Origin of the sequence: Enterococcus alishanensis (genome assembly GCF_019218635.1) — a bacterium.
In the GTDB taxonomy this organism is placed as follows: Bacteria; Bacillota; Bacilli; order Lactobacillales; family Enterococcaceae; genus Enterococcus_A; species Enterococcus_A alishanensis.
The window spans coordinates 93,924-111,285 of the sequence record NZ_JAHUZB010000007.1 but is presented as its reverse complement, the minus strand read 5'-3'; the positions used below and the strand labels follow the sequence as shown (position 1 = coordinate 111,285).

The following is a 17,362-nucleotide window of genomic DNA, read 5'->3' as shown; positions in this document are numbered from 1 at the left end:
CTGAACTTTTCATAATGAAAGGTTCAGCTTTTTTGTGATTGATCTATTTAATTATTTAATTCTAAAAACATGATTTCAGATCCTAAGATAGAGACATAGTTTTCCCCTTGGAAATTATAAGTAAGATTAGGCTGAAGTGTAAATTTATCAAAATCAGCCTTATTTAGCATTTTTCCCGACTCGTAACAGACATACTCGAATTTTTTGATTTCTACATAAGTACCTACTTTTAAATTGATGGTTAACATTTGTTCCACTCCCCGTATTGAATATGTAAAAAGTGTAACAAACTATAGTCAGTAAATACGTAAATTGATAACGCTTTCATAAGGGTTTGTGCAATCAAAAAAAATTTTAAAAGTCTTTGAGATTACACTGAATTTAAACTTGTTTAATCGTAATGTCGACGGTAAATTGGTCGGGGGATTTATCAATCGTTAATGAAAAATCAGCGTACTTCCGACTAATCTTATTCAATTGAAACAAGCCCAGACCACTATGATTTTCTTTGCTAGAGTAATTTTTTTGGAGCAAAGTAGTGATGTTTGACTGGTTCAGGGTGGAGGGATTAGTCACCGTCATTTGCCAATTGGTTGCTGTATTTTGTAGTTCGACGTAAATATACTTTTGCGGTTCCATCACAGCTGCTTCAAGGGCATTGTTTAACACAATCGAAATGGAACGCGTCAATTCAATTTGAGAGATAGGAAGGTCCGTACCTTGGTCAAAAATTTTTAATTCTAGATAAATATGATCTTCTTCACAATGATTGATAAAATCAGACAATACGCCGCGAATCGCGGCATTTCGAATCTCAGTTAACTGTTTATAGCGATACTCTTTAAAATAGTCCTCTGAATCAGCCAAAGTTTGAAGCAAATAATCTTTTGCGCCAGATAGATCTTCGCTAGTTAAATATTCATTGAGACCTAATAAAATACCACGAAAATTATGTCGATACTCTCTAGCCAACTCGTAATTTTCCTGCTCCTCTTTCATGGAACGTTTTAAGGCTTTTAAATAGGCATTTTTTTGATAAACTTTGCTCCTTAAAGTAAAGACTGAAATAGTCTGAGTAGCAATCGAAAAAATCAAGAGCAGCTGTAAAAAAAGTAAGGTGAATGGTCCAAAAATCGAAAAAAAAGTGAGCAAAGTCATTAAAATAATAAATAGGATAAACAGACTGATACCTGATAGAAAAAATGATTTTGGCATCTCCTTTAGTGAGCCGACCACATGATATTTTTTGTCTAACTTAACCAAATAATGTGATAACACTAACAATAAACTCACTTGAATAAACGCTAGTAGCGACAGCGTTTTCCCAGAATTGAAATTGACGCCTATCATAATATATTCTGGGAGATAATAAGTGATCAGTCGGACAAACACGATTAAGGCATATTGAAAAATCAAGATCAATGCCGGCAGTAACCAATTAGACAAATAACGTTTCATCAATATTAATTCCAGTAGAAAAAGAAAATAAAAAATTAGAAAAGCCGAAATTTCTTGGCTTAATAAAGAGAAAAAAAAATTACCTAACCACAAAACATTAAGCAGATAGCTGGATTTTCTGGAAATAAACATTTGATCAATGAAAGTCCACAACAGTACAATGTTGCACAAAGAAGCCAGCGCCATCGAATTACCCGGAGACATCACTATTTTCCTCTCGTAAAAACTGCTGCACTTTTTTAGTACCCACCAAACCGATATCTAAAATTGTTTGATCGATGAATTGTACCAGACCGTCTGTGGAATATAGTTTTTCGATTTTATTGATATTTAAGATAAAAGACTTCAATTCTTTTATGAAAAAGGGACTTTTCAATTCTGTTTTTAAGGTTCTTAATTTACCAGGAACCAGGATCTCTTGCTGCTGATAACGCAAAGTAAGTGTATTTCTATGACTAGGAATAGTCGCTATGTAAAATATATCTGCTTCATTGATGATGGTTTTTTCACGCCCTTGATTGATGATAAGTTTAAGATGACTTCCGGCATCTTTTTGCGTATTTGTTACAAATTTTTGAAGAATCCGCGCTAAATCCTGCTGCACCAACCCCCGATTCTTATCTTTCACTAAGTAGCCTAAAGGAAGAATTTGACGATTGACAATTTCGATGGTTTTATCTTCAAAAGAAGTACAGAAAACAATGCCACATTCTCTATTTCTACCCCGAATAACCTCTGCTAAATCAATTCCCGTCAAATAAAAATTAAGATCAATATCGATAAAGAACAAATCAGTCGAATAAATATCCATTCTTTCGATTTCTTGAAAAAAGGTTCGTTCATTCAGTACCTCGACTATTTCAAAAGGATGGGCACTGGCAGAATGGATTAAATCAATGATTTTCTTTCTAAAGATAAACTGATCTTCAATTATAAAGATTCTCAAAAAATGACCCCCTAAGTATCTTGTATCAACAACATAGCATATGTTTGAAGCCGGTAAAGACATAAAGACCTTTATTTTAAAAAATTATCATTATTTCTAATTATTTTTAAGTTTCAGCTTAAATCGGCAAAATAGATGTTTTGCAAGAAATATAAGCAATGATTTTCTAAATGAGAAGCACTAAATAGGTATTTTCTACCATAAAGGCCTTCTTGTCTAATGGTTAATTGAAATGATTTTGGCTAAAAATATTTATAACAATTTTTTTATTTTTTTGAAGTAAATAAAAATTGAATTAGTAAAACTGAGAGATTTTATTATAAACAAATAAAATAATCATGAAAAGGAAAATCGCTGCCGGTAAAATTTAACCCATTTTAAAGCAAATATTTTTTTATCCTAGCCAAAAAATTGCAGCAAATATTATTTTAAATAAATATCCAATAAAAGTGATTTATCTGCAAAGCAAAATGGATTGAATAATTTTTTGGACTTTTTTTCAAAAACTTTCGTTATTAAATGTAAGAGAAAAAAATGAGGAGAAAAACTTATGAAAAAGCATCCCTTCACTTGCCGTCAACTATTTAATCGTGATTATCAAAAAATGCAACGACAAGTGACTAAGTATTATCAGCATACGATGAATTTTGCCTTGTGCTTGAAATTTGTAGAGGCATTACTTATTAGACGGGCATTAGCAGCAGAGAAGTTAGACTTGCCATTGTATCCCGTGGTTAGGGAAATTTATTTTGATCAACCGGCTACGCCAAAGTTAGCGGCTTCGATCTATCAATTCGGAGAATATTTCACCGCAGGAGAATGGCATTTGTTAATGGAAAAGTACCGCCAATTGGTGCGTTTATATATCTTTGTCAAAATACTCGGGGAAATTTTGAAAAAAAGGGATCGACAAGCTTTATTTTTAAGCGGATAGGACTTTATATTAACGATTAAAATAACAAATGAGAACAATTATTTTATTTTAGACATATAATTTTCAAAAGAATATCAATTTCTAGAAAAATAAAACATTTACAGAAAAACTACCATAAAAATGCGTTAAATCAAATAATTTTACTTTTAATAGAATAATTTATGTATTTTTGTTAGGGAGGATTTGCTATAATTAACCTAAATGAACTGAGGGAAAAGGAGCGAAAATGATGATAAAAAAACGTAATTCTCATTTAGTTACTCATAGCAAAAAATTCATCCAAGTCAGCGCAGGAATCTTATTAGTCAGCCAAATAGCTTTAGGGAGTTTGCCTGTATTTGCAGAAGTAGATACAAGTAATCAAGTAGGAACAGGAAGCTCAATGAATGAATCTTTGAAATTAGGGATGTTACAGACACCTATCGCGCCGCAAGTGACGGGACCAATCACGACAGAAGCTGATTTAAATGCGGCAATTGCAAATGCGACAGGCGGTAGTGTAGAGAATCCTGTGGAGATTATTTTGGGTGATGCGATTAATTTAGTTAATGAAATTGTTGTATCAGACAGTGATCGTCATATTTTACTGAAACCAGAAAGTGGAAATACTAAGATAACGAGAGGGAGTAATATAGCATTTAATGTTTATAATAATGCCAGCTTGACTCTGGAAGATGTGACGATTGATGGTGAGGATAGAGAAATTACCGGTTCACTAATCAGTATGGGAGATAATGGGACGCTTAATTTGAATAGTGGCAGTAAGATAACGAGAGGAAATAGTGGGATTGATTCTGGCGGTGGTATATATGTTAGTAATGGCACAGTAAATATAAATGGTGGGGCAATTAGTGACAATAGATCAGAAAGGAATGGCGGAGGCGGTATATTTGCTATTAATTCTACAATAAATGTAAATAGTGGAAGCATTCGCAATAATAGTTCACACCGTGACGGCGGTGGCATCTATGCATATGCTTCTACAATAAACCTGAATGGCGGTCAAATCGTCAACAACACTGCTGACTTTGGTAGCAATATCTACTTAGATGGACTTAATTCAAGTCGGCAAGCAACACTAAACACAACCAATGGCGTTATCTACAATGAAAAGATTAGTGGTGTAGATTCAATTTACAAAGCAGATAACTTCTCCAGTTGGGATGGTCTAAAAGAAAAAGCATTTACGATTGAAAGAGATAAAAATAAAGATACCTATGATATTGAAACTGCGGATGATCTAACAGTAACCCCTGATATTACGCAATCTTATTCACCAACTGTAAACTGGGCATACCGCAACGGTGTTTCAGGAATAGCCTATCAAAATGATGATAATGTAGGTTTCTTTGAAGTGGATGGTGTCACGGTGAATCGAAAAACTGTCGACAGTGGTCAGTTGACTGGAGATTCTGCTAAGTTTACTTATAATAGTCAGCCTCAGGGAATTACTGAAAGTAATATTAAAGGCTATAATCAACAAGATTTTGGCGCAATGACTTTCAAATATGCCGATGCTGGTAGTGAAAATTATCGTGATGAGATGCCAACTCAAATAGGAGAATACCAAGCAAAATTTGAGACAGCTGGTGGGGATATTTATCAAGCTTACGAGTCGACAGATGCCATCACATTTTTTATCAATAAAGCGACGCCAACACAAAGTGACTTTACCTATCCAAGCACCACCAATCTTGCTTATCGCAGTGAAGGGTGGACTATTAACAATCAAATTAAACCAAAAGATGCGACTTTAACCAATTATAAAGTGAGGTATGTGAAAGACGGTCGAGAGACAGCGACGATGAAAGAAGCTGGCACTTATCAGATTAAGATCATTGTTGGTGAGAATACGAATTTTAAAAACGCTAGTATTATTACAAATGGAAAAATTACCATAGCAGATAAACCTCAACCAGCAGCAACTAACTTCAAAGCAACAATTGAAGAAAATTATGTCTATAACGACGAACAGCCAACAATCGAAATCACTAGCGATATCCCAGAATTAGGGGAAATCGACACCATCTTCAAGCAAGGAGAAGATGACACCGATTCTACCAATGTTGGTGAATACCAAGTCTATGCTCGGACAAAGGAAACCGAAAACTACGGGGCAGCCGATGTTTTATTAGGAAGTTTCACTATCAGTGAGAAACCACTAGCAGTGACGGTGGAAGATGTTACCCTTCAACAAGGTGAAACTTTACCAGAAGCAAGAATTAATTATGATGGATTTGTGGCAGGGCAAACACAAACTGATTTATTCAGCACATTACCTTCTACCAGCTACGAAAGTGATGGAAAAACAGCGGGAACATTTGACATCACTTTGAATCCCGGTATCAAAACAGAAATAGGTAATAATTACGCAGTGACCTATAGTTCAGGAAGCTTGATTGTTAAGGAACAGACTATTCCAGAACCAAGTGATCCAGATCGATTACCCCTTTATCGTGTTTACAACAAAAACAACGGTGAACATTTATATACTTTGAGCCAGTCAGAAGCTCAAGGTCTGATTGATAAAGGCTGGCAAGATGAAGGCATCGGTTGGTATGGCGGCGAAAAAACTGGCAAAGCAGCATATCGTTTATACAATCCAAACTCTGGTGAACATTTCTATACTTTAGATCAAGCTGAGTATGATTCGGTGGGAGAAGCTGGCTGGAATAAAGAAGGTATTGCATTCTATGCATCAGAAGATACAGAAATTCCGATTTATCGCGTATTTAATCCGAATGCGCAAGATGCCGGATCTCATCATTTTACATTGAGTACAACTGAAAATACTGGCTTGGTTCGTGAAGGCTGGCGCTCTGAAGGGATTGGGTTTTACGGAAAGTAATTGAAATGACTAAAAGAAAGTTCAGTTTGATGGGCTTTCTTTTAGTCTTATAGTCATCAAAATACAATACATAAATAAATAATAGGGGGAATATAAATGAAAGAAGGACAGAAATTCAAACTAATCAAGTGGAATAAACAGTTAATCTCGGTAGCTACAGGAATATTATTAGTCAGCCAGCTAGCAGTCGGACCGGTGCAAGTCTTGGCGGAAACGACAGATGAAACCACGCCAAATAGTTCGGAAAATATCGATCCAGAAAGTCCGCTGGATGTAGGGATGTCCAGCGAGTTATTCACAGCAGATAATCAGAAATCTGATGGGAATGCTGGCGGAGAAAGTCAGGCATCGGCGGATCGAGCAACAACTAGAAATAATTTAAGCCCACAGAATGATACCATCACAACTCAGGCTGACTTGCAGGGTGAAATTGATAAAATTGAAGACTCTGGAACAATTATTCTATCTGACAATATTGAAGTTAATAACGAAGCAATTAACATCAGCGGAAAAAATATCACACTGACTTCGGCAAATGGAACTACTTTAAAAAGAGTGACTAACTACTTCGGTGGTGTGTTCAGTGTAACAAATTCAGGAAGTCTAACGCTGGATAATGTAAGCATTGATGGGAATGAAAATAATAAAGCAACAAAAGGAAGTTCGCTTATTACGCTAACTAGTGCTACTTTCACATTAAAATCAGGGACTCTCAAGAATGGAAATGCACGAGATGGCGGTGCAATATATGCTGGTAGCGGAAGTAGCGTAAATATAGAAGGTGGAACAATCAGCAACAATACAGCAACTTTTAATGGAGGCGGCATCTATGCTGAAGGTTCTACTAGCAAAGTCAATATAGAAGGAGGAATAGTTAATGGCAATCTAGCAGATACTGAAGGAGGCGGCATCTATGCTAATGACGGGACAGTCACAGTAAGTGGAAACGGAACAATCAGCGACAATGAATCTAATTTTGGAGGCGGCATCTATGCTGACACCGGAACAGTCATAGTAAGTGGAAGTGGAACAATCAGTGGTAATAAAACTAGTAGTGGCACCGTTCCAGGATTAGGAGGCGGCATCAATGCTTACCATAGCGAGGTTAAAATAGAAGGTGGAACCATAAGCGACAATGAATCTGATGATGGAGGCGGCATCAATGCTACTGGAGGAACAGTTACAGTAAATGGCACCGGGATAATCAGTGACAATACAGCAACTAGCTATGGAGGAGGCATCCATGCTAACACCGGAACAGTCACAATGAGTGGAGGAACCATAAGCGGCAATGAATCTGCTACTGGAGGAGGCATCAATGCTGAAGGAGGAACAGTCACAGTAAGCGGCGGTCTCGTCTACGGTGAAGCTGCCTCAGTGACTGATTTGATTTACGACTATAGAAATAATTGGAAGAAACCAATTGAAAATGGCGTAGTCATCGCCAAAGCACCGTCAACTACTTCAAATTCTTTTGAATGGAATAGTGCTATTGATTTAGATTTTCTCCTTGGTGAAAACATAGACGATGTAGATCCTTTCTGGACCATCAGCGGGACAAATGAAGCCCAGTCAGTCGGTATCGCCTACAAAGATGGCACAGAAGCTGGTGGATTTATCCCAGTGGCAGATACAAAATTGAAATTAACGCCAAATTTACTGGATGTTTCTGATAAAACCTACAATGGCAAAATACAGACGGTGGTTCCGATGGATAAGAATGAATGTTTTAGAAAGGCATTCGCTGAAGAAGTGACGTTGACGCTATACCAGAGTGGCATGATATCAAACAGGATAAAAGATGCTGGATATTATACTGTGATGGCAGATGTAACTGATGAAAAAAGTACACTATTTTCTGCTGGACATATAGTCACTGGTGTAAACGTCAAAAAAGCGACGCCAACAGAAAAGGATTTTCATTATGAGCGAGCAACGGATTTAGTATACGAAGGTGAAGGACTGACTCTGGAAAAGGCGATCACTGCTAAAGATGAAAGCTTGGAGCACTTTACCGTGACATATGTGAAGGACAACGTTGAAACTGAAACAATGAATGAAGCAGGTACCTACCAGATAAAAATCGCAGTGCATAATACCAATAATAATTTTAACTCCAACCAGTTCGTGCTTTCTGATGCCACAGTGACTGTGAAAAACGCGCCAACGAAAGATTTATATAAAGGGACATTTTCTAAAAAACACACTTACGATGGAGAAAAACCAGTCATTACCATTACTAGTGATGAAAAATTAGGGACTATCACACCAGTCATTAAACAAAATAATCAAAAAGTCGATTCATCTAATGTCGGAACGTACCAAGTCTATGCCCACAACGATGGATCAGAAAAGTACGCAGAAGCAGATACTTTCATCGGTGAGTATGAAATTACTGCGAAACCGCTAACCATAACTGCCGAAGATGTCAAAGTCCAACAAGAAGATTTACTACCAGCCCTAGGTACAGTCAAATATGGTGAATTTGCGACTGGTGAGACGGAAGCGACCATTTTCTCTCAATTACCAACGGCAAATTTTACAACAGATACTGCCAAAGCAGGGACTTTTGAGATTGAAATGATCCCTGGTGTGGTGACAGATGCGGCGAATAATTACACAATTACTTATCAAAAAGGCACACTGACCGTCACAGAAAAACCAGCAGAAGATCGTGTACCGTTGTATCGTGTCTACAACAAAAACAACGGCGAACATCTTTACACGAAATCCCTGACAGAAGCACAGGGCTTGATCAATAAAGGTTGGCAAGACGAAGGTATTGGTTGGTATGGCGGCGAAAAAACTGGCAAAGCAGCATATCGTTTATACAATCCCAATTCTGGTGAACATTTCTATACTTTAGATCAAGCTGAATATGATTCGGTGGGACAAGCTGGCTGGAATAAAGAAGGAATTGCATTCTATGCATCAGAAGAAACAGAAATTCCGATTTATCGCGTATTTAATCCGAATGCGCAAGATGCGGGATCTCATCATTATACTTTGAGTACAACTGAAAATACTGGCTTAGTTAGTGAAGGCTGGCGCTCTGAGGGAGTTGGGTTTTATGGGAAATAAATACAAAAGTGAACTTCTAATTATTTTACGATAATCAAGAGTTGATTTGAAAGGGAATAGATCTCTCAACATTTCTGATCAGGTGCGTTTATCAATAGACCAATACAAGCAGTTAGACAACTCTCTTGTCTAACTGCTTGTTTGTTGTTGTTTAAAAATCTAGCACACAATTCAAGTACATCAATAATTATTATCCGTTGCATATTGATAAGCTATCTTTTCAAAAATTAGTTGGAATACTTTAGGATATTAAATATCTATTAAAAATAACTGGAGAGAATTATTGAATGTTTCTCACTTTTCAATACCCTAAAAGAAAGTTCCCCACGGTGCTTCGGTTCGTTTTTGGCCATCGCTTTTTCCGGTGGCGAGATAGCCGAAGGTGCCATCTTGGCGAATCTGTCTCAGCCAAACATAGCCGTTTTCGTGAGCGAAGGCATCGTATTTGAGGACTTCGCCGGCTTTTAATGTCGCAATTTTCAAGGCATTTGTGGTAGGTGCGCAGCGTAAATGAATAGCGCTGTGGAGTTTGAAATGCCCGGGTTCACTGATGCCCCATTGGAGATCTTTTAATGGTTCCCCGGTGAAATAATTAAGATTCTTTTGCCCAGTTAAACGATTGAGATCCAGATCTCCGTTATATCCGTTCAACCGTCCACGGCTAGTATATTGGTGGAGGTCGTATCTTTGTGTGACTGACGGATTGACCCCTTGATAAGTTCCAGTGTCTCGTCCGTAAGTTGGCAACCAGATACCGTCAAAGTTTTCGGTGACGAGATTTAGTTGTTTGTACAGGTGATGCCCGATATAAGCCCCCACTTTTGCGCCAGTTAAATCTTTTAATTTTCGGCGAAAGGCCTCCACACCACCTCGCATATCTGCCATCGTCACTTCTTCCACATCTAGCCAGTAAAATGTTGGCTGAAATTCTTTTGCTCGTTGATAAAAAGTCTGTGCTTCGTGTTCCATATCGTGATGGTTGATCCCACGGACAAAGGCGTAGACCGCCACTGGAATACCGCAGGCTTGGAAATTTTTGATATGGCTGACGTAGTGTTTGTCTAAATAAGCCGAGCCGTATTGTATGCGGACGATTACATGGTCGATCTGTTTGGCTAAAGTGGCGTAATTCATTTTGGCTGGGACTTGCCATTCGCTGATGTCGATAATTAATGGTTTCATATTTTTCCTTCTTTCTTAATTTGGGTCACTAGTCAAAGCGTTGTAGTGCCATTTAAAGGCTTCAGTGAAATACGTTTGCGAGAATTTATTCAAGGGAAGCTGCTGACAATCTCGTGGTAAGGCCAACAAAATAGTTTGCAAAAAAGGGGAGTGTCCACAATCAGGCAGATTCTTTTTTAAGTCGGTCAATTCTCGTGGACAAAAGGCAAAATCCCTTCGCATCACAGCAAATAGCAGCAAAGCCTCCAAGCTCAACCATCTCAAACTCCTTTTCCGTAAAGTCGAAACAATCAACGGTCCTTGTTCAAACTCAATCAAAGTCTGATGGGGATTTTCATGGATCTGATAGATTTTCAAAGGGTTCAACCAAATCGCCGCTCCCCACGGACTCTCCAGCGGAACTAAAAGCTGATGCCCATCGGTCATCGGGACTTTGTATTGGGGAAACTGCTGAAATTTTCGCACGGTTTTACAGACAATCTGATAATCTAAAAAACTATCGCGAAAAAAATGCTCCTGCAATACTTTGAAACTTTTTTGACTAGTGAAAGCGAGCGTGTCGTTACATAAAAACAAAGTGTCTAAACTATTTGGCACAGGCAACACAGCGTGGATCTCACACCGGTTATTTTGGTGAAAAAGGGTGGCTTTCTCAAGATAGAAATCCCACACAGGACTGGCAATATTTCAATCCAAGATGTCAGTATTACAACTACCATAGGGTCCATTTTTCATTGATTGATCAACTCCTTTAGGTTTGTTATAGAAGTTACTAAACACTTTTTTGGCAAGATATATCAGGTAAGAATACTAAGAATTTAGCAAGTTCTAAATTGGGAAAAGGCGGCAATCGCTTCTAAATTATGAGTACCCGGCCGGAGAAAATAATTACAGGAGGCATTGTGGAAAGAGCAGAAATCGAAACAGCCCTAAAAAATTACCAAGGTCTATTTCACAAGGTATTACATGTCAGTCGCGTGTATCCCTTTAGTCCTGATTACGAAGATTATTTCCAACAGTTGCAGCTGGCATTCTTTCAACGCTGTTTAACCCAAGAAGAAGTTAATTTGCCAGAAATGTTCCGTTATTTATGTTGGCAAGTCAGAGACCATCAGCGGAAAAATTTGCGTCAACAAAAGATTAAAGAAAGAAGCTATGACCGATACCAAGAACCTATCAATAATCCTGAAGCTGAAAGCCAATTAAAGTTATTTTTAACCATCAATTGGCCCAAGCTTTCTCGTGGTGAACAAATATTTTTAAAAGAACGCTGGCTCGCTGGGCGTAGTATCCAAGAAATCGCCGACCAATATCAGGTTAGCCGCAGCACCATTTTTTACTGGCGCAAACAACTAGCCAAACGACTAGGATCTTACTTTTATGAAGATTAAAAAAATGAGCTGATATCAGCATTTTTCTAAGAAATAATCCTTAATAAACTAAAATTCGTAAAAATTCTTAGGGAATAAAAAAAGGGTAGCCACGCCTATTGTCAGATCGTTGCGGAAATTGATTTACTGTCATGAAAATCGTTTTAAAAGATAACTAAAACGAACTGAAAAAATAAACGGAATAAGATGAGGATAGATGAAAAGGAGGTGAGTAATTATAGATAATTTAGTTCATGCTGAATTACTGAGTGAGGTTTTTTGCTTAAGCTTCTCAAAAATAACAGATGAATGATTAAACAAGTGAAAAATACTCATAAGAATCAGCTGAGGTTAACCAATCTAACTGGTACTTTTTCAAGTAAAATTTTTAGTTTTTTCTTAGATATCAGGTGTAAAAAAATTTTGAAAAGTATCAAGAGGAAAAAATAAATATGTGGGATAAGGGGAGTGGCACACTTATTAATAAATATTTTTTGCTGGGAAATAGCTAGTAGAGATCTCGATCACATACGATCGAGGTCTTTTTTTTTGATAAATTCTTAAAAAACAAACGATTACGTTATATATTTATCCCTATTTAGTTTTTTTAAGATTGTTTGAGGTTCAAAGTAATCCACAAGACCCACCGATTATGAAGTCTCGTTTTAAACGTAATAATAAATCTTTATTTTGAATATATTTTTTGCTTTTTTGTCTAAAATGAAGAGATTAATTATTTATTTAATTAATTATACCGATTATTTAAAAGGTTTATTTTTTTATTTCTGACAACGTTTTATTACAATTCGATACCGATATTCCATAAATATTGGTTTAAAAGGATATTTTATGTCGTTATATATTACAAAATATTTTATTTATTTTGAATAATTAATAAATGGATGTTATAATTATAATATAAAAATTACATTAGTTTTTTTGAACATCTTTCCTAAGATGGGAGATGCTTTTTAAAAACGAGGGGGATTAGAATGAACACGCAAAGAAAGAGAAAATATTGGAAAGGGATGCTTTATTCAACGACATTGATTGCCATGTTAGGAACGCCTGTCAGTGCCCTTGCAGCTGTGACTCAAAATATTCAATCAGAGAAGCTAGCAAATGATCAAAGTGAAAGTGGTGAACTTCCGCAAGCTTACACTGATTATGTTAATGCTTATAATGATTATAAAACGAAAAAAGAGACTTACGAAAGCTACACTACTGAAGAAAATTCCTTATATGCAAAAGCTGCTGAAGCCAAAAAGATTTATGAGGAGCAATTGACTAAACTTAAGGAGGCAGAAGACGAATATCTTGGTCTAAAGGGAGCCTATGAGGAAGCTAGGGGAAATTATGATGATATTGAAGAACAATTTAATTTGCTTAACAAACAATATACGGAAATGACTCCTGAATATAAGGCTGCCAAAGATGCTTATGAAGGTTTAATAGCGCCATTTGAAGATGCAAAATCAACCTTGCAAACGCAAGAAGGTCAATATTTAGCGGCTTTACAGGAATATAATAATTTAAAAGCTAGTGTAGCAGAAGGAAGCGATTTGCAAAACGCTTTTCAGACAGCCGAAGCTATCTATAAAATAAAATTAAGTGATTATAAGGATGCTAAAAAAGCTTATGAAAAGAAGCAAAGTGATTATAAAGGTTTAGTGACTGATTATAATAAACTATTAGGCGAATACCAGATAAGTCAAGGACGTTATCAATCGAACCTTTCTGACTATAATGGAAAAAAAGGGCTGTACGAAAAAGCATTAGCAGAATATAATCAAGCTTTAGGGGAACAAGCTGAACTCAATGCTAAAGTGGCTGAGCTCAATCAGACTTATCAAAGCAGCTTAGCGGCTTATAATTCCATAAAAGAGGGTTATGAGGGGGAATACGATGACCTAGCGAACCTTAAGGATTCTTATCAGGTTCAAATGGAGAATTATGATAGAGAACTATCTGGTTTAGAAGGTCAAATTGGTGAGTATAATCGCCAAATTGCCGGATACAATCAGTTGAGGGACGGCTATTTAAAGACTAAACAAGCATATGAAGATATCGTTGCTACTTATCAATCAACCACTGGAAAAATCGAAGCATTATTACCAGTTTATGAAAAGAATACAGCTGACTATAATCAGGCTCAGGCTGCTTATCAAAAAGAAGCAGAAGCTTATAATTCAGATAAAAGGTCTTATGATGAAAACAAGCTTGCTTATGAGAAACAGTTAAGCGCTTTCGAGACTGATGCGGCTATTTATGCGGCTAATCGAGATGCAGCGCAAAAAATTTTAGACCAGTACGCTAAAGGCGATGCCGAATATGAAAGCGCTTATGCAGTCTATATTGAAAATGTTAAATTATATGATCAGACTGTTGAAAAGCATAAACCGGTTAAAGCAGCGTATGATCAATTAGTAGCTGAATTTACGACTACCCAAACGAACTATGATAAAGCTACTGAAAGCTTCACCGCCTTAGAAAATCAATATGTAAGTCTTAAAAGAGAATATGATAATCTAAATGCGCAAAAACAATCTGCTGAATCAAGCTATGAAACACTAAAATCAAACTATCAAACGGCTTTTGATCAATATTCTAAGGTTAAAAATGAACATGCCCGAATTCAAAAACTGCTTAATGAGCTGACAACTGAGAAAAATCGAGTCTCTGGTCTATATGATGCTTTAGTAAATTCTTATAATGAAATAAACGCTAAAATTCCTACAAACTACCCAGAAGTTAAGGCAGCCTACGAAAAAGCAAAAAGTGATCATGGAGCAGCAATGGCAGAATACGCTATCGCCAAAGAAAAAGTTAAGAGTTTGACCGGCACGAAAACCAATTTGGAAGCAGACATACTGGTTTTAAATACAGTCCTTGGTGAATTGACTACAGAGTTAGGTCTATTAAATACAGAAATGGGAGAGGTAAAAAAGGCGAAAACTGAACTTGAAGAGCAGTTAGAAGATCATTCAGATGAATATTTGATAGTTCATGGACAGTTTACTGAAGTTTACAACTTGTTTAAAGAGGCAACAAGGGCACGAGATGCTGTGCTTGATCAAGTAAAAATTGCAGAAGATGAATTACCAATAATTGAGGACCAATACGAAGATCTAAAAATAGCACACGGAAAATTAACGGAACAATATAATGATGCTCAGGCAAAATACAACAAGGCATTATCACTTTATGGCCCAATTGAGGCTCAAAAGGAGCAATTAGAGGAACTTCTAACAGATTTAGGCAATAAAATTAATGACCCGGATGGTCTGAAAGACAAATTGGATGCTGCAAATAATTATTATGAAAATGATTTAAACGATGAGCTTGAAAAAGCAAATGATCTCTATCAAACAGCTTTAACCGAAATCGAAAGCTTCAATAATGATGCTAACGCGGCTGACATGAAACAAGCTTATAAAGCAGCTGAAGCAGCTCATAAGAATATGATGGATCTACAACCAGCTGCTATCTTGGCTATTCAACAATACAATGAAGACATCGAGAGTGCTACCGGAGATATTACGCGAACTTATGAAGCCGCTGTCGCAGCTATGGGAGTAATTAATGAAACAACTTTCAAACCTTTGATGGAGTTTATTGATACTTATCCGATTAACACTGAGATTCTAATAAACCAAACGATTAATCAGGATACTGTTGATGATGACGCCCAACTAGCTGCATATGAAGATTTAGTTTCAGAATTAAAAACGTGGTGGCCAGAGTATCAAAAGGTATTAGTATCAAGTAAAGAAGTATTTGATGAACAAATAAAAATCATCAAGAAATATCAAACTGACTATAATGCCGTCCTACCTGAAGACAAAGATCCGTTCGATCTAACTGATTTCATTACTGATGCTGAAAAGTTGTTTGCTGCTACTGACACAAACGATACTAACTTGACGGATCTGCAGGCGTATCTTAAAGTAGTAGCCAGGCTGAAAGAATATTTAGTGGAGTTTAAGATTTATCATGATAAGGCTGAGGCACTAATTACAGACGACTATGAGCCATATAAAAAAGCAAAAGCTTTCATTAACGCTACCGCACTTACGGAAAATGGACAGCCTATTGCTGGTAAAGATTACTTTGATTTTACTGGCTTAGGAATAGAGGGTCTGGGTGAAGTTAAGACCGAGGACGATTGGAACAACATGTTAGCCAAGTATGCAATTAACCGAGCTGAAATTTCAGCTGACCTAGAAGGTTGGCAAGATCAGATGAGTATTGATGGTGATGCATTCATGGCGGTTAAAATAGATTTCAGAGCTGACCTTGACAATATTATTGAAGGAACAGGGGTTAAATTTCTTAAAAGCAGTTTGCCTAACAATGAAAATAATGCCAGCGCCTATATATTTCCTGGTTTATATAAAACAGCGTTTGAAGATAACACTCAAGCTACTCTTGACTCGTTTAATACTTGTCTGGCGAATGGACTTATACGGGCTACTAGCGGCTTGTCTGAGGCTGAGAAAGAGGAAATTCGTGAGGACCCTTTTGGATATTGGGAAACTAATTATTCATGGGATGAAGAATCTCCCTATACCTATTTTCTACTAAACGATAACTTTCCATCAGCAGATCCCCAGATAACAAAAGCGCTGGAAGGGGAACCTGCACTGCGCCTGAACCCGCAATTGAAATTAACACCGATGAGCGTGGAGCAACCGACTGTGGCGATTCCTGAACCGGATGCGCTAAGCCCACTAAGTCTACCTGCTGAGTTAGGCTCAGTCGAGATGGAGGATTTAGATACTACTCTTAGTGTACCTAGCGTAACCGACCTTAAACCAGAAGCACTTCCTATTTTGCCGACAGTTGAAGACTTATCGGTTAAACCAGTTGAGAACATCGATATTACTAATGAAGAAGTGACACCAATTGACGTAACACTACCAGAACTAGAAACAATGACTGATGTTGGCGAAACAGAATTGGACGTTGGTGACCCTGGAACTAATGAGGATCCAAAAAATGCTGATGGTACGATTAACGAGATCCCTGAGCCAGTTTTACCGCCAACCTTTGATGAGTCGACAGCTTTTGATGATGTGAAAAAACCAGATCTATTTGATCCAACACCAATTAATCAACTTAAAGATCCCGGTGAAGGTGTTGTGTTAGAAGGGAAGAAAGATTATGAAATCACTTCGTCAGCTGAGCCGGTGAAAATTACTATGATCAAACCAAGTGAACCAACATCGATACCACAAATTGATCCACCAGTAATTAAACCAGTGAAGGATCCAAACAAAGATCCGAGAGATAATCGCATCTCAGGTGTGCAAGTAACCAACAATAATTTACCATCAACTAGTAACAAAGGGACCTTGCCACAAACCAACGATATCAGTAATCCATGGTATCAAGCACTAGGTGCCAGCATCATCGGCGCTCTTGGCTTTAGCGGATGGAAAAAACGTAAAAAAGCCAAAGCCGATAAAGATTAGTTAGCTACATTGGGGAGGACGGTTGTCAGCTATACCTCCCCGTTAGCTGACAATCTGTGAAGAACCAAA

The 17,362-nt window shown here is 37.2% G+C and carries 10 protein-coding genes; 5 read left to right on the top strand and 5 right to left on the bottom strand.

All coding sequences use genetic code 11. The annotated features are described in order from the left end of the window. Positions 1-47 precede the first annotated feature (47 nt). The 3 genes from KUA55_RS15350 to KUA55_RS15340 form a co-directional block, all read right to left on the bottom strand. On the bottom strand, positions 48-248 hold the full coding sequence (locus tag KUA55_RS15350) for a hypothetical protein (protein ID WP_218327270.1): 201 nt from the start codon (positions 246-248) through the stop codon (positions 48-50). Between the two features lie 133 nt (positions 249-381). Next, positions 382-1,458 (bottom strand): GHKL domain-containing protein, encoded by a 1,077-nt coding sequence (locus tag KUA55_RS15345; RefSeq protein ID WP_218327269.1) that lies wholly within the window; start codon positions 1,456-1,458, stop codon positions 382-384. A 190-nt stretch (positions 1,459-1,648) separates the two neighbouring features. Then, on the bottom strand, positions 1,649-2,404 hold the full coding sequence (locus tag KUA55_RS15340) for a LytR/AlgR family response regulator transcription factor (RefSeq protein ID WP_218327268.1): 756 nt from the start codon (positions 2,402-2,404) through the stop codon (positions 1,649-1,651). A gap of 550 nt (positions 2,405-2,954) precedes the next feature. Here KUA55_RS15340 and KUA55_RS15335 point away from each other — a divergent pair. The 3 genes from KUA55_RS15335 to KUA55_RS15325 all read left to right on the top strand — a co-directional run bounded on the left by KUA55_RS15335 (position 2,955) and on the right by KUA55_RS15325 (position 9,267). Next, positions 2,955-3,338, top strand: a complete 384-nt coding sequence (locus KUA55_RS15335) for a hypothetical protein (protein ID WP_218327267.1) — start codon at positions 2,955-2,957, stop codon at positions 3,336-3,338. A gap of 229 nt (positions 3,339-3,567) precedes the next feature. After that, the gene (locus KUA55_RS15330) at positions 3,568-6,186 is read left to right on the top strand and encodes an MBG domain-containing protein (protein WP_218327266.1); all 2,619 of its coding nucleotides are present in this window, start codon (positions 3,568-3,570) and stop codon (positions 6,184-6,186) included. 96 nt (positions 6,187-6,282) lie between these two features. Next, entirely contained in the window at positions 6,283-9,267 is a 2,985-nt protein-coding gene (locus tag KUA55_RS15325; RefSeq protein ID WP_218327265.1) for a hypothetical protein, read from the top strand. Positions 9,268-9,576: 309 nt separating this feature from the next. On the opposite strand, the gene KUA55_RS15320 is transcribed toward KUA55_RS15325, so the two are convergent. Together KUA55_RS15320 and KUA55_RS15315 are read right to left on the bottom strand one after the other, a co-directional pair. Beyond that, complete coding sequence (locus KUA55_RS15320) at positions 9,577-10,449, bottom strand: GH25 family lysozyme (RefSeq protein WP_218327264.1); 873 nt, start codon at positions 10,447-10,449, stop codon at positions 9,577-9,579. A gap of 15 nt (positions 10,450-10,464) precedes the next feature. Next, positions 10,465-11,055, bottom strand: coding sequence for a hypothetical protein (locus KUA55_RS15315; protein WP_218327263.1), 591 nt, complete (start codon positions 11,053-11,055; stop codon positions 10,465-10,467). A gap of 296 nt (positions 11,056-11,351) precedes the next feature. On the opposite strand from KUA55_RS15315, the gene KUA55_RS18660 reads away from it, so the two are divergent. Both KUA55_RS18660 and KUA55_RS15305 read left to right on the top strand, forming a co-directional pair. Continuing rightward, positions 11,352-11,840 (top strand): helix-turn-helix domain-containing protein, encoded by a 489-nt coding sequence (locus KUA55_RS18660; protein ID WP_218327262.1) that lies wholly within the window; start codon positions 11,352-11,354, stop codon positions 11,838-11,840. Between the two features lie 971 nt (positions 11,841-12,811). Next, positions 12,812-17,293, top strand: a complete 4,482-nt coding sequence (locus KUA55_RS15305; protein ID WP_218327261.1) for an LPXTG cell wall anchor domain-containing protein — start codon at positions 12,812-12,814, stop codon at positions 17,291-17,293. The last annotated feature ends 69 nt before the right edge of the window (positions 17,294-17,362 follow it).

Coding starts and splice junctions, on each gene's coding strand:
- KUA55_RS15350 (WP_218327270.1), bottom strand. CDS start 248: ATGTTAACCATCAATTTAAAAGTAGGTACTTATGTAGAAATCAAAAAA.
- KUA55_RS15345 (WP_218327269.1), bottom strand. CDS start 1,458: ATGAAACGTTATTTGTCTAATTGGTTACTGCCGGCATTGATCTTGATT.
- KUA55_RS15335 (WP_218327267.1), top strand. CDS start 2,955: ATGAAAAAGCATCCCTTCACTTGCCGTCAACTATTTAATCGTGATTAT.
- KUA55_RS15330 (WP_218327266.1), top strand. CDS start 3,568: ATGATAAAAAAACGTAATTCTCATTTAGTTACTCATAGCAAAAAATTC.
- KUA55_RS15325 (WP_218327265.1), top strand. CDS start 6,283: ATGAAAGAAGGACAGAAATTCAAACTAATCAAGTGGAATAAACAGTTA.
- KUA55_RS15320 (WP_218327264.1), bottom strand. CDS start 10,449: ATGAAACCATTAATTATCGACATCAGCGAATGGCAAGTCCCAGCCAAA.
- KUA55_RS15305 (WP_218327261.1), top strand. CDS start 12,812: ATGAACACGCAAAGAAAGAGAAAATATTGGAAAGGGATGCTTTATTCA.